The sequence below is a fragment of the Saccharopolyspora sp. NPDC000995 genome (assembly GCF_053599315.1).
Map to the genome: position 1 here is coordinate 15,162 of NZ_JBSFLZ010000061.1, position 22,674 is coordinate 37,835.

Annotated in this window: 16 protein-coding genes; 8 read left to right on the forward strand and 8 right to left on the reverse strand. The window is 70.0% G+C overall.

All coding sequences use genetic code 11. The features are described from left to right. Positions 1 to 11 precede the first annotated feature (11 nt). From ACWDKQ_RS20205 to ACWDKQ_RS20230, 6 genes are all read left to right on the forward strand, one after another. Entirely contained in the window at positions 12 to 3,635 is a 3,624-nt protein-coding gene (locus ACWDKQ_RS20205; RefSeq protein WP_450140297.1) for a multifunctional oxoglutarate decarboxylase/oxoglutarate dehydrogenase thiamine pyrophosphate-binding subunit/dihydrolipoyllysine-residue succinyltransferase subunit, read from the forward strand. Positions 3,636 to 3,968: 333 nt separating this feature from the next. Next, positions 3,969 to 4,145, forward strand: coding sequence for a DUF6104 family protein (locus ACWDKQ_RS20210; RefSeq protein WP_010304877.1), 177 nt, complete (start codon positions 3,969 to 3,971; stop codon positions 4,143 to 4,145). An 891-nt stretch (positions 4,146 to 5,036) separates the two neighbouring features. Further along, positions 5,037 to 5,342 (forward strand): hypothetical protein, encoded by a 306-nt coding sequence (locus ACWDKQ_RS20215; protein WP_450140283.1) that lies wholly within the window; start codon positions 5,037 to 5,039, stop codon positions 5,340 to 5,342. A 154-nt stretch (positions 5,343 to 5,496) separates the two neighbouring features. Then, positions 5,497 to 6,537: an L-threonine 3-dehydrogenase gene (gene tdh / locus ACWDKQ_RS20220; protein WP_450140284.1), complete on the forward strand. Its 1,041-nt coding sequence runs from the start codon at positions 5,497 to 5,499 to the stop codon at positions 6,535 to 6,537. Then, entirely contained in the window at positions 6,537 to 7,724 is a 1,188-nt protein-coding gene (locus tag ACWDKQ_RS20225) for a glycine C-acetyltransferase (RefSeq protein ID WP_450140285.1), read from the forward strand. The genes tdh and ACWDKQ_RS20225 overlap by 1 nt, the downstream gene beginning before the upstream one ends. Beyond that, the gene (locus tag ACWDKQ_RS20230; RefSeq protein WP_450140286.1) at positions 7,721 to 8,635 is read left to right on the forward strand and encodes a LysR family transcriptional regulator; all 915 of its coding nucleotides are present in this window, start codon (positions 7,721 to 7,723) and stop codon (positions 8,633 to 8,635) included. Before ACWDKQ_RS20225 ends, ACWDKQ_RS20230 begins: the two co-directional genes overlap by 4 nt. A gap of 245 nt (positions 8,636 to 8,880) precedes the next feature. Here ACWDKQ_RS20230 and ACWDKQ_RS20235 read toward each other — a convergent pair whose 3' ends face one another. The 3 genes from ACWDKQ_RS20235 to hutH form a co-directional block, all read right to left on the reverse strand. Beyond that, positions 8,881 to 10,062 (reverse strand): allantoate amidohydrolase, encoded by a 1,182-nt coding sequence (locus ACWDKQ_RS20235; protein ID WP_450140298.1) that lies wholly within the window; start codon positions 10,060 to 10,062, stop codon positions 8,881 to 8,883. Positions 10,063 to 10,212: 150 nt separating this feature from the next. Further along, positions 10,213 to 11,865: a urocanate hydratase gene (gene hutU, locus ACWDKQ_RS20240; RefSeq protein WP_450140287.1), complete on the reverse strand. Its 1,653-nt coding sequence runs from the start codon at positions 11,863 to 11,865 to the stop codon at positions 10,213 to 10,215. Next, entirely contained in the window at positions 11,862 to 13,421 is a 1,560-nt protein-coding gene (gene hutH, locus ACWDKQ_RS20245) for a histidine ammonia-lyase (RefSeq protein WP_450140288.1), read from the reverse strand. Before hutH ends, hutU begins: the two co-directional genes overlap by 4 nt. Positions 13,422 to 13,513: 92 nt before the next feature. Here hutH and ACWDKQ_RS20250 point away from each other — a divergent pair, with 92 nt between their 5' ends. Then, entirely contained in the window at positions 13,514 to 14,305 is a 792-nt protein-coding gene (locus ACWDKQ_RS20250) for an IclR family transcriptional regulator (protein ID WP_450140289.1), read from the forward strand. Between the two features lie 73 nt (positions 14,306 to 14,378). Here ACWDKQ_RS20250 and ACWDKQ_RS20255 read toward each other — a convergent pair whose 3' ends face one another. Genes ACWDKQ_RS20255 through ACWDKQ_RS20270 form a run of 4 tightly spaced genes read right to left on the reverse strand, consistent with a single transcriptional unit; the run spans position 14,379 to position 17,684 of the window. Further along, complete coding sequence (locus ACWDKQ_RS20255) at positions 14,379 to 15,257, reverse strand: glycine betaine ABC transporter substrate-binding protein (protein ID WP_450140290.1); 879 nt, start codon at positions 15,255 to 15,257, stop codon at positions 14,379 to 14,381. Beyond that, positions 15,257 to 15,937: an ABC transporter permease gene (locus tag ACWDKQ_RS20260; RefSeq protein ID WP_450140291.1), complete on the reverse strand. Its 681-nt coding sequence runs from the start codon at positions 15,935 to 15,937 to the stop codon at positions 15,257 to 15,259. Before ACWDKQ_RS20260 ends, ACWDKQ_RS20255 begins: the two co-directional genes overlap by 1 nt. Beyond that, complete coding sequence (locus ACWDKQ_RS20265; protein ID WP_450140292.1) at positions 15,934 to 16,590, reverse strand: ABC transporter permease; 657 nt, start codon at positions 16,588 to 16,590, stop codon at positions 15,934 to 15,936. The genes ACWDKQ_RS20260 and ACWDKQ_RS20265 overlap by 4 nt, the downstream gene beginning before the upstream one ends. After that, the gene (locus ACWDKQ_RS20270; RefSeq protein WP_450140293.1) at positions 16,587 to 17,684 is read right to left on the reverse strand and encodes an ABC transporter ATP-binding protein; all 1,098 of its coding nucleotides are present in this window, start codon (positions 17,682 to 17,684) and stop codon (positions 16,587 to 16,589) included. Before ACWDKQ_RS20270 ends, ACWDKQ_RS20265 begins: the two co-directional genes overlap by 4 nt. A 184-nt stretch (positions 17,685 to 17,868) precedes the next feature. Here ACWDKQ_RS20270 and ACWDKQ_RS20275 point away from each other — a divergent pair, with 184 nt between their 5' ends. Then, on the forward strand, positions 17,869 to 19,413 hold the full coding sequence (locus ACWDKQ_RS20275; RefSeq protein ID WP_450140294.1) for a bis-aminopropyl spermidine synthase family protein: 1,545 nt from the start codon (positions 17,869 to 17,871) through the stop codon (positions 19,411 to 19,413). Positions 19,414 to 19,621: 208 nt separating this feature from the next. Here ACWDKQ_RS20275 and ACWDKQ_RS20280 read toward each other — a convergent pair whose 3' ends face one another. Beyond that, the gene (locus ACWDKQ_RS20280; RefSeq protein ID WP_450140295.1) at positions 19,622 to 22,435 is read right to left on the reverse strand and encodes an EAL domain-containing protein; all 2,814 of its coding nucleotides are present in this window, start codon (positions 22,433 to 22,435) and stop codon (positions 19,622 to 19,624) included. Between the last annotated feature and the right edge of the window lie 239 nt (positions 22,436 to 22,674).

The following is a 22,674-nucleotide window of genomic DNA, read 5'->3' on the forward strand; positions in this document are numbered from 1 at the left end:
TGATCGAGGAGATGTACGAGCAGTTCCTCCAAGATCCCACTTCCGTAGACTCGGCGTGGCACGAATTCTTCGCCGACTACAAGCCGGGCCAGGCAGCAACCGAGAACACCGCTGCTGCGGCCGCCGCTGCAGCGGCTCCGACGACTACGGCCACGGCGACGCGCCCCAGCGAGACCAATGGTCAGGTCCCGTCGGCCGCCGCCACGACCACACCCCCGGCGAGCAAGCCCGCGCCCAAGCCGTCGCCGCAGCAGGCGGCCAAGGCCGCTCCGGTGAAGGAGCCCCAGGCCGGCGGGGACGTCAAAACGCTCCGCGGGGCCGCTGCCGCGATCGCCAAGAACATGGACCAGTCGCTGACCGTGCCGACCGCGACGAGCGTGCGCGCAGTGCCGGCCAAGCTGCTGTTCGACAACCGCATCGTCATCAACAACCACCTCAAGCGGAACAAGGGCGGCAAGGTCTCCTTCACGCACCTGATCGGCTACGCGCTGGTTCGGGCGGTCCGGGATTTCCCGAACATGAACCGCCACTACGGCGAGGACGCCAAGGGCAAGCCCGCTGCCGTCACGCCGGAGCACATCAACTTGGGCCTGGCGATCGACCTGCCGGCCAAGGACGGGTCTCGCAACCTCGTAGTCGCCTCCATCAAGGGCTGCGAGAACATGACGTTCCAGCAGTTCTGGCAGGCCTACGAGGACATCATCCGCAAGGCCCGCGGCAACGCCCTGACCGCCGACGACTTCGCCGGCACCACGATCTCCCTGACCAACCCCGGCCCGTCCGGCACCAACCACTCGGTGCCGCGGCTGACCAAGGGTCAGAGTGCGATCCTCGGCGTCGGCGCGATGGACTACCCGGCGGAGTTCCAGGGCGCCAGCGAGAAGACGCTGGTCGACATGGGCATCAGCAAGATCGTGACGCTAACGTCCACCTACGACCACCGGGTCATCCAGGGCGCGGAGTCCGGTGACTTCCTCCGCAAGATGCACCAGCTGCTGCTGGGCGAGGACGGGTTCTTCGACGACATCTTCTCCTCGCTGCGCATCCCGTACGAGCCGGTGCGATGGACGCAGGACATCCCCGAGGGCGCGGTGGACAAGACTGCCCGCGTGCTCGAGCTGATCGACGCGTACCGCACCCGCGGCCACCTGATGGCCGACATCGACCCGCTGAACTACCGGCAGCGGCGGCACGAGGACCTCGACGTCCTCTCGCACAGCCTCACCCTGTGGGACCTGGACCGGGAGTTCGCCGTCGGCGGCTTCGCCGGCAAGGAGCACATGAAGCTCCGCGACGTGCTGGGCGTGCTGCGCGACTCCTACTGCCGCACTGTTGGCGTCGAGTACATGCACATCCTCGAACCCGACGAGCGCGAATGGCTGCAGCAGCGGGTCGAGAAGCCGCACACCAAGCCCGAGCCGTCTGAGCAGAAGTACATCCTGTCGAAGCTCAACGCGGCCGAGGCGTTCGAGACGTTCCTGCAGACCAAGTACGTCGGGCAGAAGCGATTCTCGCTGGAAGGCGCCGAGACCGTGGTGCCGCTGCTGGACGCCGTGCTGGACACCTCGGCGGCGCACGAGCTCGACGAGGTCGTCATCGGCATGCCGCACCGCGGTCGGCTGAACGTGCTGGCCAACATCGTCGGCAAGCCGATCTCGCAGATTTTCCGGGAGTTCGAGGGCAACCTGGACCCGGGGCAGGCGCACGGTTCCGGCGACGTCAAGTACCACCTCGGTGCCGAGGGCAAGTACTTCCGGATGTTCGGCGACGGCGAGACGAAGGTGTCGCTGACGTCGAACCCGTCGCACCTGGAAGCCGTCGACCCGGTGCTCGAAGGCATCGTCCGCGCCAAGCAGGACATCCTGGACAAGGGTCAGGAGGGCTTCACCGTCCTACCGGTGCTGCTGCACGGTGACGCCGCGTTCGCTGGTCAGGGCGTGGTCGCCGAGACGCTGAACTTGTCGCTGTTGCGGGGCTACCGCACCGGTGGCACGGTGCACGTGATCGTCAACAACCAGGTTGGTTACACCACTGCGCCGGAGCACTCGCGCTCCAGCAAGTACTGCACCGACGTGGCGAAGATGATCGGTGCCCCGGTGTTCCACGTCAACGGTGACGACCCGGAGGCCTGCGTCTGGGTTGCCAAGCTGGCCGTGGCGTACCGCCAGGCGTTCGGCAAGGACGTCGTGATCGACATGGTCTGCTACCGCCGCCGCGGGCACAACGAGGGCGACGACCCGTCGATGACGCAGCCGAAGATCTACGACGCGATCGACAAGATGCGCAGCGTCCGCAAGGTCTACACCGAGGCTCTGATCGGCCGCGGCGACATCACCGTCGAAGAGGCTGAGAAGGCTCTTAAGGACTACGCCGCTCAGCTGGAGCACGTGTTCAACGAGGTCCGCGAGTTGGAGAAGCACCCGCCGGCACCGAGCCCGTCGGTTGAGTCCGAGCAGCAGGTGCCGCGCGGCCTGACGACCGCGATCCCGCGGGAGACCGTGGAGCGCATCGCCGATTCGCACATCAACCTGCCCGAGGGCTTCACCCCGCACCCGCGCGTCAAGCCGGTGCTGGAGCGGCGCGCCAAGATGGGCCGCGAGGGCGGCATCGACTGGGCTTTCGGCGAGCTGCTGGCGTTCGGATCGCTGGTCATGGAAGGCCGCCAGGTCCGCCTGACCGGTCAGGACAGCCGGCGAGGCACGTTCGTCCAGCGGCACTCAGTGCTCATCGACCGCAAGGACAACTCCGAGTTCACTCCGCTGCAGAACCTGTCGGACGACCAGGCGAAGTTCCTGGTCTACGACTCGGCGCTGTCGGAGTTCGCGGCCGTGGGCTTCGAGTACGGCTACTCGGTCGGCAACCCCGACTCCTTGGTGCTGTGGGAAGCGCAGTTCGGCGACTTCTTCAACGGCGCGCAGTCGATCATCGACGAGTTCATCTCGTCCGGTGAGGCGAAGTGGGGCCAGCGGTCCGACGTGGTCATGCTGCTGCCGCACGGGCACGAGGGCCAGGGCCCGGATCACACGTCCGGTCGCATCGAGCGGTGGCTGCAGCTGTGCGCCGAGGGGTCGATGACGGTTGCGATGCCGTCGACTCCGGCGAACTACTTCCACCTGCTGCGCCGTCACGCGCTGGACGGCATCCACCGTCCGCTGGTGGTGTTCACGCCGAAGTCGATGCTGCGATTGAAGGCCGCGAGCAGCCCGGTCGAGGACTTCACCGAAGGCAAGTTCATCTCGGTGATCGACGACCCGAAGCAGCCCGACCCGGCTGCGGTGCGCAACGTGGTGCTGTGCACCGGCAAGCTGTACTACGAGCTCGCGGCGCACCAGGACAAGCACGGCATCACCGACACCGCGATCGTCCGGCTGGAGCAGCTCTACCCGCTGCCGCACCGCAAGCTGGGCGCGTTGTTCGAGCGGTACCCGAACGCCACGTCGATCCGGTGGACGCAGGAAGAGCCAGCCAACCAGGGTGCCTGGCCGTTCCTCGGCCTGGCCCTGCCGGAGCTGTTCCCGGAGCTGGTCGGCAAGCTGCAGCGGGTCTCGCGCCGTCCGATGGCCGCCCCGGCCACCGGTCTGGCCAAGGTCCACGAGGTCGAGCAGGCCGAGGTCGTGCAGAACGCCTTCGCCTGATCCGCGGCTGAAGCGGGCCGCCGGTTCCACCGGGAACCGGCGGCCCGTTTTTGCGGCGTGCCACTGCCGAACCCGAGCTGCGGCGGCTCGCCGGCGGCAGGAAGGTTCCCATTCTCACTTCAGTCTCCCGGCCGGGAGCGGTTTTGGGCGGCGGCATAGAGTTCGGCTCCCGGTCTCCGGCGGACAGCCCGGAAACGTCCGTGGAGCACGGGAACCTTCCTTTCACCGAACAGGCGTGGTTCCAGTGCTGCAACCGTCGGGGCGTTTCGTACTCTGCTGTTCTGCCAACCCCGATCACACCGGTCACGGACGGACATAAATTAGGAGGACACGGTGTACTTCACCGACCGCGGCATTGAAGAACTCGAAGATCGTCGCGGTGACGACGAGGTCACGTTGGCCTGGGTCGCCGACCGGATGCGGGCCTTCGTGGACCTCAACCCGGATTTCGAGGACGCCACCGAACGCCTCGCCACCTTCCTCGCCCGCGACGACGCCGACGACGAGTGACGGCGAAAGCCACAACTGGAAGAGCCCTGCCCCGGCCACGCGCGTGGCAGCAGGGCTCGTCCCTTCTCGTCGCCGCGGCGACGAGAGGAATCCGAATCGACGCCGTCGGGGAGGGAGCGGTACCTGACGAGTCCGGGACGTTCGATGCCCGGCACTGCGTCATCGATGCCTCGCACCAGGGCCCGCGATAGGTCCGCGCGAACTCGCGGTGCGCGTCGTCGGTCCACTGCGCGTAGTTCATCTCTGCCGCGCCGTCAGCGCTCACGAAGCAGTTGAGTGACAGGAACGTGTGCGGCCAGAGGACGATCTTCCACTTCGCGATCGATGCGTCCACCGCGTCGCGCTGTCGTTGCGGTGTGCCCATGATCCACGGACTGACCAGGATCGTGCCGACGTCGGGTCGGTGACGTCGGGCATGGCGCTGGGTGTCGTCGTCATCGGGTCTTCTCCTGATCACCTGGCGCGGCACCATGCTCGAACTTCCACTGAACTCGAAGTCAAGCCGTCGCCGCCGCATGTCCGCCGCCGCGCATGACAGGAAGGTTCCCTTCCTCCAACCCGCCGCGCCCCGAACCGTGGCCGTTCCCTTCCTCGCACGCATCCGGCACCGCTGGGGATGGCAGGAAGGTTCCTTTCCTCGCAACACAGCGGCTTCCGCAGGCTTGCTGTGACAGGAAGGTTCCCTTGCTCGCGTCCCTTATGTGCGACCGTTGGTGGCAGGAAGGTTCCCTTGCTTGCGATCCCCGGCGCGGCGGAAGAGCCGAGAGTCGCTCCCCTAGCCGGGTGGCTGGGCGGGGTGCTTGATCCACTACGGAGTGATGTGCGCGGCGGGCGCGGCCGATGTGTGATCGCCTCGGCGCTGGCAATTCCAACGCGTTTCGGAGGATTTTCATGCGACGTCTTCTCGCCGGCGCCCTGCTCACCGGTCTCGCCGTGCTGGGGGCTGCCGGAACGGCCACGGCCAGCGACGCCCCGCAGCCGTCGACCCCGGACCAGATTTTCGCCGCGCTGGCCGGCGCCGTCGATGGGCCGCAGGGGCCGACCAAGCACGGCCAGGTGAGCGTGAACGAGCAGCACAAGTACCAGAAAACGCAACAGCACCACGTCCAGTCGTCCACTCCGCACGGGCAGCAGCGCTTCCAGTCGTCCACCCAGCAGGCGCAGACGCTGCAGGGCGGGTCGTCCTGGAAGGGATGACCATTCGGCGGCGCCGCGCCCCACTCGTCGAAGGCGGGTGGGGCGCGGCGTGCTGTGCAGTGCCGCTAACCAGCTAGTACAGAAAGTCGCGATGGACCTGCCCACCGCACCGGTACAGACTTTGTTGCGACAAGCCGTCGAGAGCGGAGGAACCTTGCGCGCTCTGGTGAAGACCTCGCCCGCGCCCGGCCTGGAGCTGACCGAACTCCCCGACCCGGCGCCCGGCGCGGACGAGGTCGTGGTGCGGGTGATGCGCACCGGGATCTGCGGCACGGACCTGCACATCGCGTCGTGGGACGAGTGGGCGGCCCGCACCGTGCCGACCCCACTGGTGGTGGGGCACGAATTCGCCGGTGAGGTGGTGGCCACCGGTGCCGCGGTCACCCGGGCCGCGGTCGGCGACTTCGTCAGCGGCGAGGGACATCTGGTGTGCGGCCGGTGCCGCAACTGCCTCGCCGGCCGCCGTCACCTGTGCGCGCACGCGGAAGGTCTCGGGGTGCACCGCAACGGCGCGTTCGCCGAGTTCGCGGTGCTGCCGGAGCAGAACGTCTGGGTTCATCGCGGCGAGATCAATCCGGACGTGGCGGCGATCTTCGACCCGTTCGGCAACGCCGTGCACACCGCGCTCAGCTTCCCGGTCGTCGGCGAGGACGTGCTGATCACCGGTTCCGGGCCGATCGGGTTGATGGCGGCGAGCGTGGCCAAGCACGCGGGCGCGCGGCACGTGGTGATCACCGATGTCAGCGAGCACCGGTTGGAGCTGGCACGCCGCGTTGGTGTGGATCTTGCCTTGGACGTTTCGAAGGCGCGGGTCGCCGACGCGCAGCAGCAGCTGGGGCTGAGCGAGGGCTTCGACGTCGCGATGGAGGTTTCCGGGAAGCCCGAGGCGTTGCGGGAGGTCGTGGCGAACATGGCGCACGGCGGCCGGATCGCGATGCTGGGGCTGCCCGCCGAGGACTTCTCGCTGGACTGGAGCGCGGTGGTGTTCAAGATGCTCACCGTCAAGGGCATCTACGGGCGCGAGATGTTCGAGACCTGGTATTCGATGTCGGTGCTGCTGGAGTCCGGGCTGGACCTGACGCCGGTGATCACGCACCGCTTCCCGTTCACGGAGCACGCCGAGGCGTTCGAGACGGCTCGCAGCGGCCGCTGCGGCAAGGTCATCCTCGACTGGACAACGAAGGGGTCCGCCTGATGTACACGATCGCTGACGACGTCCGGGCCGAGCTGGCCGAGATCCGGGCCGCCGGGCTGTACAAGGACGAGCGGGTGCTGGATTCGCCGCAAAGCGCGCGAGTGGGTGTCGGCGGCGCCGAGCTGCTGAACTTCTGCGCCAACAACTACCTGGGTTTGGCGGATCATCCCGCGCTGCTCGCCGCCGCCGAGGAGGCGCTGGCGAAGTGGGGTTTCGGGATGGCTTCGGTGCGGTTCATCTGCGGCACGCAGGCCCCGCACAAGGAGTTGGAGCGGCGGCTCTCGGGGTTCCTCGGCACCGATGACACGAGCCTGTACAGCTCGTGTTTCGACGCCAACGGCGGGGTTTTCGAGACCCTGCTCGACGATCGCGACGCGGTGATCTCCGATGAGCTCAACCACGCGAGCATCATCGACGGCATCCGGCTGTCCAAGGCCCGCCGCGGCCGGTACCGGAATCGCGACATGGCCGACTTGGAGCGGCTGTTGCAGGAGAACGCCGACGCGCGGCGCAAGCTCGTCGTCACCGATGGTGTGTTTTCGATGGACGGCTACCTGGCGCCGCTGGACGAGATCTGCGCGCTTGCCGAGAAGTACGGGGCGCTGGTGATGGTCGACGATTCGCACGCGGTCGGGTTCACCGGGCCGACAGGGGCGGGCACCCCGGAGCGCTTCGGCGTCTCCGACCGGGTCGATGTCGTCACCGGGACGTTGGGCAAGGCGCTCGGCGGGGCCAGCGGCGGCTACGTGTCCGGGCGGGCCGAGATCGTCGAGCTGTTGCGGCAGCGCTCCCGGCCCTACCTGTTCTCTAACTCGCTGGCGCCGTCGATCGTGGCGGCTTCGCTGGCCGCGCTGGATTTGGTGGCCGCGCAGCCGGAGTTGCGGGAGCGGCTGCGGGACAACAGCGCGTTGTTCCGGCGCCGCATGGCCGAGGAAGGCTTCGACCTGCTTCCGGGCGAGCACCCGATCATTCCGGTGATGATCGGCGACGCGGCCGAGGCCGCACGGATGGCGGACTTGCTGCTGGCGGAGGGCGTCTACGTCATCGGCTTCTCCTACCCGGTGGTGCCCGTGGGCAAGGCGCGCATCCGCACCCAGATGTCGGCCGCGCACCGCGCCGACGACGTGGAACGTGCGGTTTCGGCGTTCGTCGCGGCCCGCGAACGGATGGGTACAATCGCCCGGTGATTGACCCGCGGCGGCTTCTGGTGCTCCGCGCCCTCGCCGACCACGGCACCGTGCGCGCTGCTGCGGAGAAGCTGTACCTGACGCCGTCGGCGGTGTCGCAGCAGCTCACCGCGTTGGAGAACGAGGTCGGGCAGTCGCTGCTGGCCCGGCAGGGTCGTCGTGTCCGGCTGACTGCGGCCGGTGAGCTGCTGGTCAAGCACGCCAAGGCGGTGCTGGCCGAGTTGGAGCGAGCGGAGGCGAGCTTGGCGGCCTGCGCGGCGGGCACCGTCGGCAAGGTGGAGGTGGCGTCGTTCGCGTCGGCGATCACGCAGGTCGTGGCGCCTTCGATCGTCGCGTTGCGGCAGCAGGCACCCGATGTGCGGGTGCTGGTGCGCGATGCCGAGGCGCACAACAGCCTCATGATGCTGCTGGCGGGGGAGATCGACATCGCGATCTCGATGGAGTACACCTCGACGCTGCAGGCCGATGCCCGGCGGGTGAGCCGGTTTCCGCTCTACGCCGAGCCGTTCGACGTCGTGCTGCCGCCGCTGCATCGGCTCAGCGCGGCGGACGCGGTCGCGCTCGACGAGCTCCGTGACGACGACTGGATCGCGCCGCTGCCGGGCAACCCGTGCCGGGCGGTGGCACAGGTGTGCTGCGAGAACGCCGGTTTCGTCCCGAACATCACGCACACTTCCGATGATTTCCACGCCGTGGTGGCGCTGGTTGCGGCGGGCACCGGTGTCGCGCTGGTGCCCCGCACGGCCATCGCTGGCGGTCAGGGCGTGGTTGCGCTACCGCTCGCGGGGAGGCCGCCGGCCCGCCGCGTCTTCGCCGCGGTCCAGTGTGGGCGGGAGGACCACCCGCTGGTCCGCGTCGTGCTGGATGTGCTGCTGGCGAAAGGGGAACGCGGGAGCATTTGCCCGCCGTGAGGAAGCGGGCCTACAGCACGTCTTGAAAAGCAAGTTTCGCCGAATGGCCGCTTGCGTCGTCCAGTGTGGACGGAAGGGTTGCCCGCTGACTTAATGTGCTGCGGGAACCTGCGACAGGGTTTAGGCCTGCAAACAGGCCTCGGATCTAGACGATGCTGGAAACCACCCCGCCGACCCGACCTGCGGTGACAGGAAGGTTCCCATGCTCGCGCCCTCAGCCGCGTTGGCGAAAGCGTGGTTAGACGTCACCCCGCGAGGTTTTCCAGGACCCGGGCGAGCGCGTGTGCACCGGAATCGCAGTCGTCGGGCTCCGCGTGTTCTTCCGGGGCGTGGCTGATGCCGGTCGGGTTGCGCACGAAGAGCATCGCCGTCGGCACCTCGGCGGCGAGGATCCCCGCGTCGTGCCCGGCCCCGGTCGGCAACGCCGGCGCGTCGTCGAGCAGGCCGCTGAGTTGGTCGCGCAACGCGGCGTCGAAGTGCACGGTGTCCCCGTAGGATTCCTCGACCACCTCGACCTGGCAGCCCTCCGCGGCAGCGAACTCCGCCGCCGCCCTGGACAGGTTCTCGACGATGGACCCGGTCGACCGGTCGTCCGGCGATCGCGCGTCCAACCACACGTCCACAGTGGATGCGATGACGTTGGTGCCGCCCGGGTTCGGGACCAGCCGACCCACCGTCGCCCGTCCGCTGTCGACGCCTTCAGCGATGCGGCGCGCTTCGAGGACGAGCCGCGACGCGGGCAGCATCGGGTCGTGGCGGTCGGCGATCAGCGTCGCGCCGGCGTGGTTTCCCTGACCGTCGAACCGGAATCGCCACCTGCCGTGCGCCAGGATCGACGACGCGACCGCCACCGGCCGCCCCAGGTCGATCAGGCCGCGCCCCTGCTCGACGTGCAGCTCGACGAACCGCCCGATGCGCCGCAACGCCTCCTCGTCTCGCCCCAGCCGCGCCGGGTCCGCGCCGAAGGAGCTCATGGCTTCGGCGAACGTCACCCCGTTCGGGTCGCGGAGCGCGCGGGCGCGGTCCGCGTCGATGGTCCCGGCCAGGAGCCTGGACCCCAGGCACGGCACGCCGAACCGGCCGCCCTCCTCCTCCGCGAAGACCACCACCGCGAGCGGCTTGCGGGGCGTGAAACCCTTGGCCTGCAACAGGTCCACCGCGTTCAACGAGCTGACCACGCCCAGCGGCCCGTCGAACGCCCCGCCACCGGGCACCGAGTCTAGGTGGCTGCCGGTCACCACCGCGTCGCCGCCCGGCTCGCCCCACCAGGCCCAGATGTTGGTGTTCCGGTCGGTGGTGACCCGCAGGCCGCGCGCCTCGGCCTGCTCGACGAACCACTCGCGCAACTCCCTCTCGGCATCGTCGAAGACGTGCCGGGAGTACCCGCCCCGGCGCCGGTCCGCGCCGACATCGGCGATGGACGCCATCAACTCGTTCGGTCCCGCCACACCCGCTCCCTTCCCGAACACCCGCGTCACGGGCAGAACTGCCCGTGCTGGATCTACTGTCAGTTTTCGAGGCCGTGGGCGTTTTGGTTGCTATAGCACTGCTGTAGGGCCCAAAGCTCTCAAGGGTGCTCAGCCGACGAGCGGGGTTCGGATACCGCGTTCGGCGGCGACCTCGTCCGCTCGTTGGTAGCCCGCGTCGACGTGCCGGATCACGCCCGTGCCCGGGTCGTTGGTCAGCACCCGCGCCAGCTTCTGCGCGGCCAGCTCGGTGCCGTCGGCGACCGTGACCTGGCCCGCGTGCAGCGACCGCCCCATGCCGACCCCGCCTCCGTGGTGCAGCGACACCCACGTCGCGCCGGAGGCCGTGTTGACCAGGGCGTTCAGCAGCGGCCAGTCCGCGACCGCATCTGAGGTGTCGGCCATCGTCTCGGTCTCCCGGTACGGCGAGGCCACCGACCCGCAGTCCAGGTGGTCCCGCCCGAGCACCAGCGGCGCCGCGAGCTCACCGGAGGCCACCATCTCGTTGAACCGCAGGCCCGCCTCGGCCCGTTCGCCGTAGCCGAGCCAGCAGATCCGCGCGGGCAGCCCCTGGAACGAAACCTTCTCGCCGGCCAGCCGGATCCACCTCGCGAGGTGCTCGTTCTCGCCGAACAGGTCGAGGATCGCCCGGTCGGTCTTGGCGATGTCGGCCGGGTCGCCGGACAGCGCCGCCCACCGGAACGGGCCCTTGCCCTCGCAGAACAGCGGCCGGATGTAGGCGGGCACGAAACCCGGGTAGGCGAAGGCGCGCTTGTAGCCGCCGAGCTCGGCCTCGCCGCGCAGCGAATTGCCGTAGTCGAAGACCTCGGCGCCGCCGTCGAGGAACCCGACCATCGCCTCGACGTGCTTGGCCATCGAATCGCGCGCCCGCTCGGTGAATTCGTCGGGCTTCTTGGCCGCGTAGTCGCCCCAGTTGTCCAGGTCGACGCCCAGCGGCAGGTAGGACAGCGGGTCGTGCGCGGAGGTCTGGTCGGTCACGATGTCTCCGGGCACGCCGCGCCGCAGCATCTCGGGCAGCAGCTCGGCGGCGTTGCCGATCACGGCGACCGAGTGGGCGCGCCGGTCGTTCTTCGCGGCGACGGCCTTCTCGATCGCGGCGTCGAGGCCGTCGGCGACTTCGTCGAGGTAACCGTGCCGGACCCGGCGGTGCGCGCGCTCGGGGTCGCACTCGATGACCAGGGCGACGCCGTCGTTCATCGTCACCGCTAGCGGCTGCGCGCCGCCCATGCCACCGAGACCGGCGGTGATGGTCAGGGTGCCTGCGAGGCTGCCGCCGAAGCGGCGGGCCGCGATCGCCGCGAACGTCTCGTAGGTGCCCTGCAGGATGCCTTGGGTGCCGATGTAGATCCACGACCCGGCGGTCATCTGCCCATACATCATCAGGCCGAGCGCGTCGAGGCGGCGGAACTCCGCCCAGTTCGCCCAGTCGCCGACCAGGTTGGAGTTGGCGATGAGCACCCGCGGCGCCCACTCGTGGGTCTGCAGGACGCCGACCGGCTTCCCGGACTGCACCAGCAGCGTCTCGTCACCGCGTAGTGTGGTCAGTTCCCGGACCATCGCGTCGAACGAAGCCCAGTTCCGGGCCGCTTTGCCGGTGCCGCCGTAGACGACGAGGTCGTCGGGCCGCTCCGCGACCTCCGGGTCGAGGTTGTTCTGCAGCATCCGCAGCGGTGCTTCGGTGCTCCAGCTGCGCGCGGTCAGCGTCGTCCCGCGCGGGGCGCGCACGGGTCGGGCTTCGCTCATGACACCCTCCGGTCCACTGTGGAATTCGTGAAGCCGGCGACGGCTTCTCGCACCGCGCCGTAACGGATCAGTTCTTCGGCCGCGGCGATCTCCGGCGCGATGTGCCGGTCGGCTCCGGGGCCCGGGACCCGGGTGCGCAGCAGATCCCGCACCGCGCCGGTGGCCGGGCCCGGCTCCAGCGGGGCGCGCAGGTCCAGGGCTCGCGCGGCGGTCAGCAGCTCGATCGCGAGCACGGTCGTCAGGCCGTCGATGCCGCGGCGGAGCTTGCGCGCGGCGGACCAGCCCATCGACACGTGGTCCTCCTGCATCGCGCTCGTCGGGATCGAATCGACCGACGCCGGGACCGCGAGCCGTTTCAGCTCGGCGACCACCCCTGCCTGGGTGTAGTGCGCGATCATGTGCCCGGAGTCGACGCCCGGGTCATCGGCGAGGAACGCGGGCAGCCCGTGGGAACGCGCGACGTCGAGCATCCGGTCGGTGCGGCGATCGGCCATGCTCGCGACGTCCGCCAGCACAATGGCGAGGAAGTCCAGCGCATGGGCCAACGGGGCGCCGTGGAAGTTGCCGTTGGACTCCACCCGGCCGTCGTCGAGCACGACCGGGTTGTCGATGGCGGCCGCGAGCTCCCGATCCGCCACGGTCTCGGCGTAGCCGACGGCGTCCCGGGCCGACCCGTGCACCTGCGGCGCGCACCGCAGCGAATACGCGTCCTGCACGCGCGTGCACTCGGGCCCGCGGTGACTCGCCACGATCGGCGAATTCGCCAGCATCGCCGACATCCGCGCCGCGGAAACCGCCTGCCCCGGGTGCGGGCGCAGGCGCTGCAGGTCGGCGGCGAAGACGCGGTCGGTGCCCAGCAGCGCCTCCACGCTCATCGCCGCCGTCACATCGGCCACGTCCAGCAGCGCGGACAGGTCGTCCAGCGCGAGCACCAGCATGCCGAGCATGCCGTCGGTACCGTTGGTCAGCGCCAGGCCTTCCTTCTCGGCCAGCACCACGGGCTCGATCCCGGCGTCGGCCAGCGCCTCGGCGGCCGGGCGGAGCCGCCCCGAGGCATCGAAGACGTCGCCTTCGCCGGTCAGGGCGAGCGCGACGGCCGCCAGCGGCGCGAGGTCTCCGGAGCAGCCGAGCGAACCGAACTCGTGCACCACCGGCACGATGCCAGCGTTGAGCATCCCCACCAGCGCGTGCGCGGTTTCCGGGCGGACGCCAGTGCGCCCGGTCGCGATCGTGTGCAGGCGCAGCAGCATCTGGGCCCGCACCACCTCCGGTTCGACAGCCGGGCCCGCGCCGGCCGCGTGCGAGCGCACGAAGGACTGCTGCAGGGCGGCTCGCCGGTCGCTGGGGATGTGCCGCACGGCCAGCGCACCGAACCCGGTCGACACCCCGTAGGTGGGACGCTGCTCGGCGGCCAGCGCCTCGATTTGCTTCCGCGTCGCGGCTATGCCGTGCTCGGCGAGCCGGGTCAGTTCCACGCGCGTGCCGCCGCGGGCGACGTCGACGACCTCGTCGCGGTCGAGCGGCTCCGGACCGACATTGAGCACGTTGTCCTGCATAACTCCATATCAGCGTTATCGCGCCGTCAGCAGAAGCCCGGTTAGGGTGAGAGTGTCTGGGATGCCAGACACCAATCCCCGAACGGAGGGTCGTGGGCGGCAGCAGCGACGTTCCCGCGCTGCGACGCGGGCTGGCCATCCTGCGGGTGCTCGCGGGCCGCGCCGGGCCGGTGTCGGCCGGGGTCATCGCCCGCGACCTGAACCTGCCCCGGTCGACGACCTACCACCTGCTGGCCGAGCTGGTCGCCGCCGGATTCGTGACCCATCTGCCCGAGGAGCGGCGCTACGGGCTGGGCATGGCGGCTTTCGAGCTCGGCTCGGCCTACCTGCGCCACGACCCGCTGGAACGCCTCGCCGGGCCGTTGCTGCGCCGGCTGGTGGACGAGGTGGGCCGCACCGCGCACCTGGGCGTCCTGCACGGCGGCGAGTCGCTCTACCTGATCAAGGAACGCCCGTCCCAGCCGCAGACGCTGGTAACCGATGTCGGCGTCCGGTTGCCCGCGCAGCTGACCGCGTCCGGGCGCGTGCTGCTCGCGCACTTGCCCGCCGCACATTTGCGGGCCCTGCTGCCGTCGAGCGAGCGGTTCGTGCGGCGGACCGACCGGGGCCCGCGGAACTTGCCGGAACTGCGCCGGTTACTGGCGGAGGAGCGCCGACGCGGCTGGGCGGTCGAGGACGGTTTCGTGACGGCGGGCTTCGCCTCCGTGGCCTGCGCGGTGTTCGACCACGGGGCCCGGCCCATCGCGGCGATCAGCGTCACCTTCCGCCACTTCTGCGACACTCCGGGCGGCGAGCCCTGCGCCGGGACCTGGCCGGACCTGGCCGCCCAAGTCAACCGAACGGCGGCGGAACTGACCACCAGGATCAGCGGCCGCTCGGCCTAAACGGCGCGCCTCGGTGTCGTGAGGGCGAAAACCGGCCCTCACCGATTTTCGCACCCACGACGTGGGTTGAACGTCAGAGGCCAGCCGAGGCGACGAACTCCTTGGCGACGTCGGCCGGGTTGGCTTTGTCGACCTCGATCTTCCGGTTGAGCTGCGTCAGCTTGTCCGTGTCGAGGGCGCGGGACACCTTGTTGAGCGCCTCGGTCTGCTGCGGGGTCAGCTTCCCCTTGTGCGCCAGCGGAACCACGTTCTGTGCCGGGAACATGTTCTTCGGGTCCTCCAGCTTCACCAGGTTGTTCGCCGCGATCTGCGACGAGGTGGTGAACAGGTTCGCCACCTGGATCTGGCCGGACGTCAACGCGTCCACCGTGATGGTGCCCGCCTCGATGGAGCGGATCTCCTTGAACCGGCAGCCGTAGTCCTCCGCGATCTTGGCTTCCCAGCGGGACTTCCACTCCGCCGGCGCACCGAGCACGAACTCGCCGCAGCGCGGCCCGAGGTCGGCCATGGACCGCACCCCGGTACCGGCGGTGGCGGCGGTGACGGTCAGCACGTCGGAGTCCTCGGCCGGGGACTGCTCCAGCAGCTCCATCTCCCCCGGCACGGCCTGCTTGAGCTGCTCGTAGACCTGCTGGGTCTCGGTCGCCGACGCCTGCGGGTTCAGGTACTGCAGCAAGTTCCCGGTGTAGTCGGGCACCACCGAGAGCTCCCCGTTGCGCACCGCGTTCACGTAGAACTCCCGGGCGCCGATGCGCGGCCGGGTCTCCACCTCGGCGCCGGTGGTCTTCAGCGCCTCGGCGTAGATGTTCATCAGCAGTTCGCTCTCGGCGAAGTCGGCCGAGCCGACCACCAGTGCGCCGCCCTGGTTCCGGTTGGCCTCCAACGGGTTCTGCGAACCGCAGCCGGTCAGCAGCAGAGCCACCGCCGCGGCGCACATCAGCAACCGCTTCATCAATCCTTACCTCCTCGTCGGGCGGCCAGCACCAGACCGCGCGGCACCAACAGCCGGGTCGCGCCGGCCAACACCAAGTCGAGCAGGACCGCGAGCACCGCGATGACGATCGCGGCCGAGGCCATCTGTGCGTAGTCGCTGATCTTCAACCCGTCCAGCAGGATCCGCCCCAGCCCGCCGAGCCCGACGTAGGCCGCGACCGCCGCGGTGGCGACGACCTGCAGCATCGCGCTGCGCACCCCGCCGAACAGCAGCGGCAACGCGGTCGGCAGCTCCACCTGCCACAGCCGCTGCCCTGGCGTCATCCCCATGCCCTTGGCCGCATCGACCGCGTCGGCGGGCGCGTTGCGGACCCCCGCGTAGGTGCCGGAGAGGATCGCCGGGATCGCGAGGACGACCAGCCCGGCCAGCGCCGGGCCCTCTCCGAGTCCGAAGCCCAGCACCAGCAGCGTCACCACACCCAACGTCGGCAGCGCCCGCATCGCGTTGCTGATCCCCACCACGAGAACCGCGCCGCGCCCGGTGTGTCCGATGTAGACACCCAGCGGCACGGCCACCACGGATGCGGCGGCGACGGAGACCACGCAGTAGTACAGGTGCAGGAGGGTCTGCGCCAAGATCCCGCCCGGCCCGGTCCAGTGCGCCGGGTCGGTCAACCAGGCGATCAGCTCGCCGATCATGCGCGGCTCACTCCTGCCCGCGCCCACGGCGTCAACCGCCGCCACAACGCCACCAGCAGCAGGTCGACCACCAGGGCCAGCAGCAGGGTCAGCACGATGCCGATGACGATCTGCTCCGGGTAGTCCAGTTGGAAGCCAGCGGTAAACAGCCGTCCCAGACCGCCGATGCCGACCAGCGCACCGACGCTGACCAGGCTGATGTTGCTGACCGACGCAAGCCGGACCGCTGCGACCAGAACGGGCACCGCCAGCGGCAGCTCCACGGCGAGGAACCGCCGTCCGGGCCGGTACCCCATCGCCGTCGCGGCGGTGACGATGGGCGCGGGCACCGAGTCCAGCGCGTCCTGGACCGGCCGCACCAGCAGCGCCGCGGTGTAGAGCGTCAGGGCGATGATCACGTTGACCGAGGACAGCAGCGGCGTCCCCACCAGCCCGGGGATGATCACGAACAGGGCCAGCGACGGGATCGTGTAGAAGATGTTGGCCCCGCCCTGCAGCAAGCCGCGCAGCCAGCGCACCTGCCGGGCGAGGCGCCCCAGCGGCAGCGCCATCAGCACGCCGAGCAGCAGCGGCACCAGCGCGAGGTAGATGTGCTGGCCGAGCTGGCTGAGCACCATTTCCCGGTTGCTGGGGCTTTCGAAGAAATCGATCATGGCTGCCCTTCGCCGACGCTGCGGCGGTGCGCTGCGATCACGTCGAGCACGTGGTCGGCGGTGATCACGCCGAGCAACCGGCCATCGCCGTCGACGACGACACCCTGCCCGGACGGCGCGGACAGCGCTGCGTCGAGCGCGCCGCGCAGCGGGGTGTGCTCGGTGTAGAGCGACCCACCGGCCACGAGCTGCGCCTCGACGAGCCCACCATCCACGTTGGACTCGGGCGGGAGCCAGCCCCGCGGCCGGCTGTCGCCGTCCACCGCCAATCGCCAGCGCGGTTCCGGCGGCACCTTCGTGCCCAGCTCGACCGTGGCCACCGGCTCCGGGCGCACGCCGCCGGAGTCCACGAAGGACAGTCGCCGGTAGCCTCGGTCCCGGCCGACGAAAGCGGTCACGAAGTCGTCCGCCGGGTTGGCGAGCAGGTCGTCGGGCCGGGCGTACTGGGCGAGGTGCCCGCCCTGGCGCAGCACTGCAACCTTCTCGCCCAGCTTCACGGCCTCGTCGATGTCGTGGGTGACGAACAGCACCGTCTTGTCCAGCTCGTCCTGCAGTCGCAGCAGCTCGTCCTGCAAACCCTCCCGCACCACCGGGTCCACCGCGCTGAACGGCTCGTCCATCAGCAGCACCGGCGGGTCGGCGGCCAGTGCCCGGGCCACCCCCACGCGCTGCTGCTGACCGCCGGAGAGCTGGGCCGGGTAGCGCTTGCCCACCTCCTGCGGCAGCCCCACCAGCTCCAGCAGCTCCCCGGCCCGCCGCCGCGCCTCCTGCTTGCTGCGACCGTGCAGCAGCGGCACCGTCGCCACGTTGTCGAGCACGTTGCGGTGCGGGAACAGCCCGGCCTGCTGGATGACGTAGCCGATGCCGCGGCGCAGCTGAGCGGGATCGCGCTCGCGCACGTCGGTGCCGCCCACCAGCACCTTCCCCGACGACGGCTCGGTCATCCGGTTCACCATCCGCATCAAGGTGGTCTTGCCGCACCCGGACGGGCCCACCAACACGGTGATAGTGGCGGTCTGCACCGACAGACTCAGCTCGTGGACGGCGACAGTGCCGTTGTCGTACTGCTTGCGCACGGCCTGGAACTCGATCACCCGAGCCCCCTCGTAGATCGTCGCGGTCCCCCAAACCTGGCCGACCCTAGCTCGATCGGCGCAATCGTGCGATCGACCGATACCTTCGCGTGATCTTCTCGGGACTTCCCAGCTGCACCATCCCAGCGGTGGGAGCCCGGCGCGGCGGCGCCGCCACGGGGCACGCCGTAAGGTTAGGAATCCGATGAACACTGATCAACACTCCGCAAAGCCCGAGCCCATCGACGCCGTGCAGGCGGTGCTCGCCGACGCCGGAGTCCTCGCCCGACGGCTGCGCGAGATCCTCGCCCAACTCACCGAGGGCGCGCTGCCGCTCGACGAGTTGATCCGCAGGACGGCCGTCGCGCGGCGCACGGTCGAGGACCTGCTCACCGCCGCCGGGCCCGACGTCGAAGCCACCGGCGAGACGTACCGGCTGGCGCCGCAAGCGCGCGACCGCTACCGGCAGCGCTTCGCGTTGGACGCGCTGCGCCCCGTCCCGCCCGCCGGGGCCGAGCAGGTGGAGCGGATGCGCGGTTTCGTCGAGGGCGGCCCGGCGCCCGCCGCGGCGCTCGACCACGTGACGGCTACGCCGGAAACCGCGCTACGCCGCGCCGAATGGCTGCGCGACAACTACGACCTGCGCGGCGCGCAGCTGCTCTGCCTGGGCGATCACGACCTGACTTCGTTGGCGTTGAGCTTGGTCGTGCCTTCGGCGTCGGTGACCGTGGTGGACCTCGACGAGCGGATCCTGGCGCACATCGATTCGGTCGCGGCCGAACAGGGCTTCGCCATCCGCACCCTGCACGCCGACCTGCGGTTCGGGGTGCCGCCGGTGCTGGAAGGCTGCGCGGACCTGGTGTTCACCGATCCGCCCTACACCCCGGAGGGCATCGGGCTGTTCGCCACGCGGGCCGCCGAATGCCTGGCAGGCCCGAACAGCCGGCTCCTGATCGCCTACGGCTACAGCGCCCGGACCCCGACGTTGGGGCACAAGGTGCAGCAGGAGTTGCTGCGGCTGGGCATGGTGTTCGAGGCGATCCTGCCCCGGTTCCATCGGTACTTCGGGGCGCAGGCCATCGGCAGCGCGAGCGACCTCTACGTGTGCCAGCCGACCTCGCACACCCGCAAGCTGGCGCTGCGCCAGGCACCGGGGATCTACACGCACGGCCCGCAGTCGGTGGAGGCGTTGGAGGCCTCGGCGCCGGCGCAGTTCCTGGAGGCGGTCGGCGAGCGCGTCGGCGGCCCGGTCGCGACGCTGCGAGATCCCGGCTGGCGCCGGCCGATCCGGCAGCAGCAGGGCGCACCGGTGTTCGACCTGCGCAACGATCCGGGGCCGTGGCTGCTGCGGATGCTGTTGGCGTGCAACGCCGAACGCGCCGGATTCGTGGTCGACAACAACCACCCTGACATCACCAGCGAGCGCGCGCAGCACGCCCTCTCGGAGCTCGTCGCGGCGAAGTACCGGCTGCGTTTCCACCGCAGCAGCCCGGACTCGAAGCACGCGGTCGTGGTGGCGGACGCGGCGGAAACCCCGTCGGTGGCGTGCTATCTGCTGAACCGGGCGCACGGCAAGGTAGGCAACATCTGGCGGGAAGGCCTGATCACCTACTCCGACGAGAGCCTGACCAAGCGCGAGGCCAAGGACCGCATAGCCGAGCTCGCGCCCAACGCGGACGACCTGGACCTGCGCGTGATCGACCTGCCCCGCCACCGCATCGCCGAACTCGTTCACTCGGTAACCACATAACGACCCATTTCCCGTAGGTCACCCCTGGTCGAGTCTGTCGGGCTGTTGCAGAGGCTGCTTCGGAAGTGATCGTCCGAGTCGCGGTAGGGCGGGCTAATGCCTTTAAAGCGGCGAAGCCGCTAAGCCCACCCGCCGCAACCAGCACCGCCGCTACGCAAGACGGGCCTGGAAACGGCCCCTGCGCCTGCCCAAAGGACGCACGCCGTTGTTACGTTCCCGGGATGGGCAACGGGCCTCGTTCGAGGAGATCGCGGAACTCGTGCGCCGGGATCGCTCCGGAGAACAGCCACCCCTGGTAGGCGTCCACCCCGACCCCGCACAGCACGTGGAACTGCGTCGCCGTCTCCACGCCCTCGGCCACGCACAGGCGGCCCATCGCTCGGGCCATGTCCACGACCGCCCGCGCCACCGCGAAGTCCGAGGCGTCGCCGCCGACCCCGGCGACGAACCTGCGGTCCACCTTGATGATCTGCGCGGGCAGGTCCTTCAGCCGGGCCAGCGACGAGTAGCCGGTGCCGAAGTCGTCGACGGCGAACCGCACGCCGCGCGCGACAAGCTCGCCCATCTCGTGCCGGGTCCGCGACGGCAGGTCCACCAGCGCCGTCTCCACCAGCTCCAGGATCACCCGGTTCCAGGCGATGCCGGTCTCGGCGACGATGTCGGCGACCGCGTCGACGAACTCCGGCCCACCCGGCACCAGACCCGCCAGGTTCACCGCGACACCCACCTGTCGGCCGCCGCGCGCAGGCCACGTCGCCGCCTCCTGGAGCGCGGTCCGCAGCACCCAGCGATCGAGCTCCCGCAGCAGGTCGCCCTGCTCCGCGACCGGCAGGAACGCGTCCGGCGCGAGCATCCCGCGATCTGGATGCGGCCAGCGCACCAGTGCTTCGGCGGTGACCACCGCGCCGTCGGAATTCACCACCGGCTGGTAGTGCAGGACGAGGCCGTCGTTGTTCAGCGCCTCCCGCAGCTGCCCCTCCAGGTGCAGCTGCCGGTCCGCCGAGGCCATCAGCGCGGGGCTGGCCAGCGAAACCTTGCCAGCGCCGCGGCGCTTCGCCTCAAACATCGCCGCATCGGCGAACCTCAGCAGGTCCTCGCCGCCGACACCCGACCCGTTGGGTACGGCGGCACCGATCGACGCCGATACCCGGATCAGCTGGCCGTGCACCGGCACCGCGGTGCGCAGCAGCCCGGAAACCCTGGTCGCCAGGGAATCGACGCCTCCGACCGCCTCAATGTCCTGGCAGATGATCACGAACTCGTCGCCCGAAAGCCGGGCGGCCGTGCAACCGTCCGGCAGTCCGCCTTCCAGTCGCCGCGCCAGCGCGACCAGCAGCTCGTCCCCGGCGTCGTGGCCCAGCGAGTCGTTTACCCGCTTGAAGTTGTCGATGTCGCAGAACAGCACCGCGACGCGGTGCGAGTCGGCGCGCCCGAGCAGGTGGCATAGCAGGTCCTTGACCGCCGCCCGGTTCGGCAACCCGGTCAGGTCGTCGTGGGTGGCCTGGTAGCGCAGGGCTTCGGACGCGCGCCGCCGCTCGGTGATGTCCTGGAACACCACCAGCCAGAACTGGGTGCCGTCGTCTTGCACCGACGAGGACGTGTGCAGCTCGCAGTACACCGGCTCGCCGTCGGAGCGCACCAACACCCGCTGCGGCACCCGGCGCCGGATGCCCGGCCGCTCGGCAGGCGTGGGCAGGCCGGTCTCCCGCTCGTCCGGGTGCGTGAGGTCTGGGACCGTCATGCCGCGCAGCTGCTCCAGGCGGTAGCCGAGCAGGTCGCACAGCGCGTCGTTGGCGTCGACCAGCCGCTCCGCCCGGTCGAAGATGCCGATACCGACCGGCGTGATGCTGACCAGGTCGGTGAAGCGCTGGCTGGATCGCTGCATGCGGGTCACCACGGCGCGCTGCTCGGTGACGTCCTGGGCGGTGCCGACCAGGACGGCTTGGCCGTCCGCGTCCCGGATCGCGGTGCCGTGCAGGCGGAGGATCCGCATCGTGCCGTCGATGCGCACGTAGCGGTGCTCGACCTCGATCGGCTCGTGCTGCTCCTTCAGCGGCTGCCACGCCTGCCGGACCCAGTCCTGGTCGTCCGGGTGCACCCGTTCCAGGTAGGTGCCGAAGGTGGTGTGCGCGGTGGTGGGCTTGCCGATGATCTCGTGCAGCATCCGCGACAACCGGAAGACATCGGTCCGCGGATCCCACTCCCACGTGCCGAGCCGGGCGATCCGCTGCGCGTCCTGCAGCTTGCGCCGCTCGTCGCGCAGTTGGCGCTCCAGCGCTCGGTTCTCGGTGATGTCCTGAACGGTGCCCTGCACCCGCTCCACCCGGCCGGAGCGGTTGTACTCGGTGCGCCCGGTGCACAGGTAGATCCGCTTGCCGGGCAGGTCGCGGAGCTCGACCTCCAGCAGTTCCCCTTCGGGGGCGGTGAGCACCTCGGTGTAGAACTCCTCGGCGCGCTTCCGGTCCTCGGGGTGGGTCGCCGCGATCATCGACGAGGCGTCGGTGGCGCCCTCCGCGCCGGAGCCGCCGAGGAATTCCGTGAGGACCGGACTCTGGTACAGCTCACCGGTTTCCGGGTAGAACACCCAACTGCCGACCTTCGCGATCCGCTGCGCCTCGATCAGCCAACGCCGCTCGTTCTCGGAGTCACCGGAGGTCTCCGGCGATGCCTCGCTCAGGTCCGAAATGTCGATCAGCACCGTGACGCGCAGCCGCTCGTCGTCGGCGTGCGGCCAGCTCAGCGGGCGGACCGGGATCCGGCCGCCGCGCGCCCGCAGCAGCGAAACCTGCCCGTCACGCGCCACCAGTTCCGCGAGCCGACAGCCGACCAGGGTGGCGGGGCTGGTTTCGCCGGCGAGCTTCGCGGCCTGCTCCGTCGCCAGCACCACGACGCCGTCCTCGGTGCTGAGCAGGGCCGGTGCGGCCGGCAGCGGAACCAGCGCGAACGCCTCAGCGCAGGCACCAGCCAGGCCGAGACCGCCGGAGGTCGTCCGGTTGCTCTCGCTCCGCTCGGTCAACAGCACCCCTCCTGCGTAGCAGCCGCCCGGCCGCCGCCCGCGGACGCCCGACACGCCACTGGTGAGTGACGTACAACACAGCGAACCGTGCGGCTGACCTTACCGGTCCACGCACCGGCAGTAACGCCATGGTGCCGGGCGCGGATGGATGGTCAACGAGTTGGAGCTGCTGCGCAAGGCTTCCGACGATGTCGGCGCGCGGGGCGGATTCCGCAAGGAGTGCGAGGTCGTCGGCGCGGCCCACC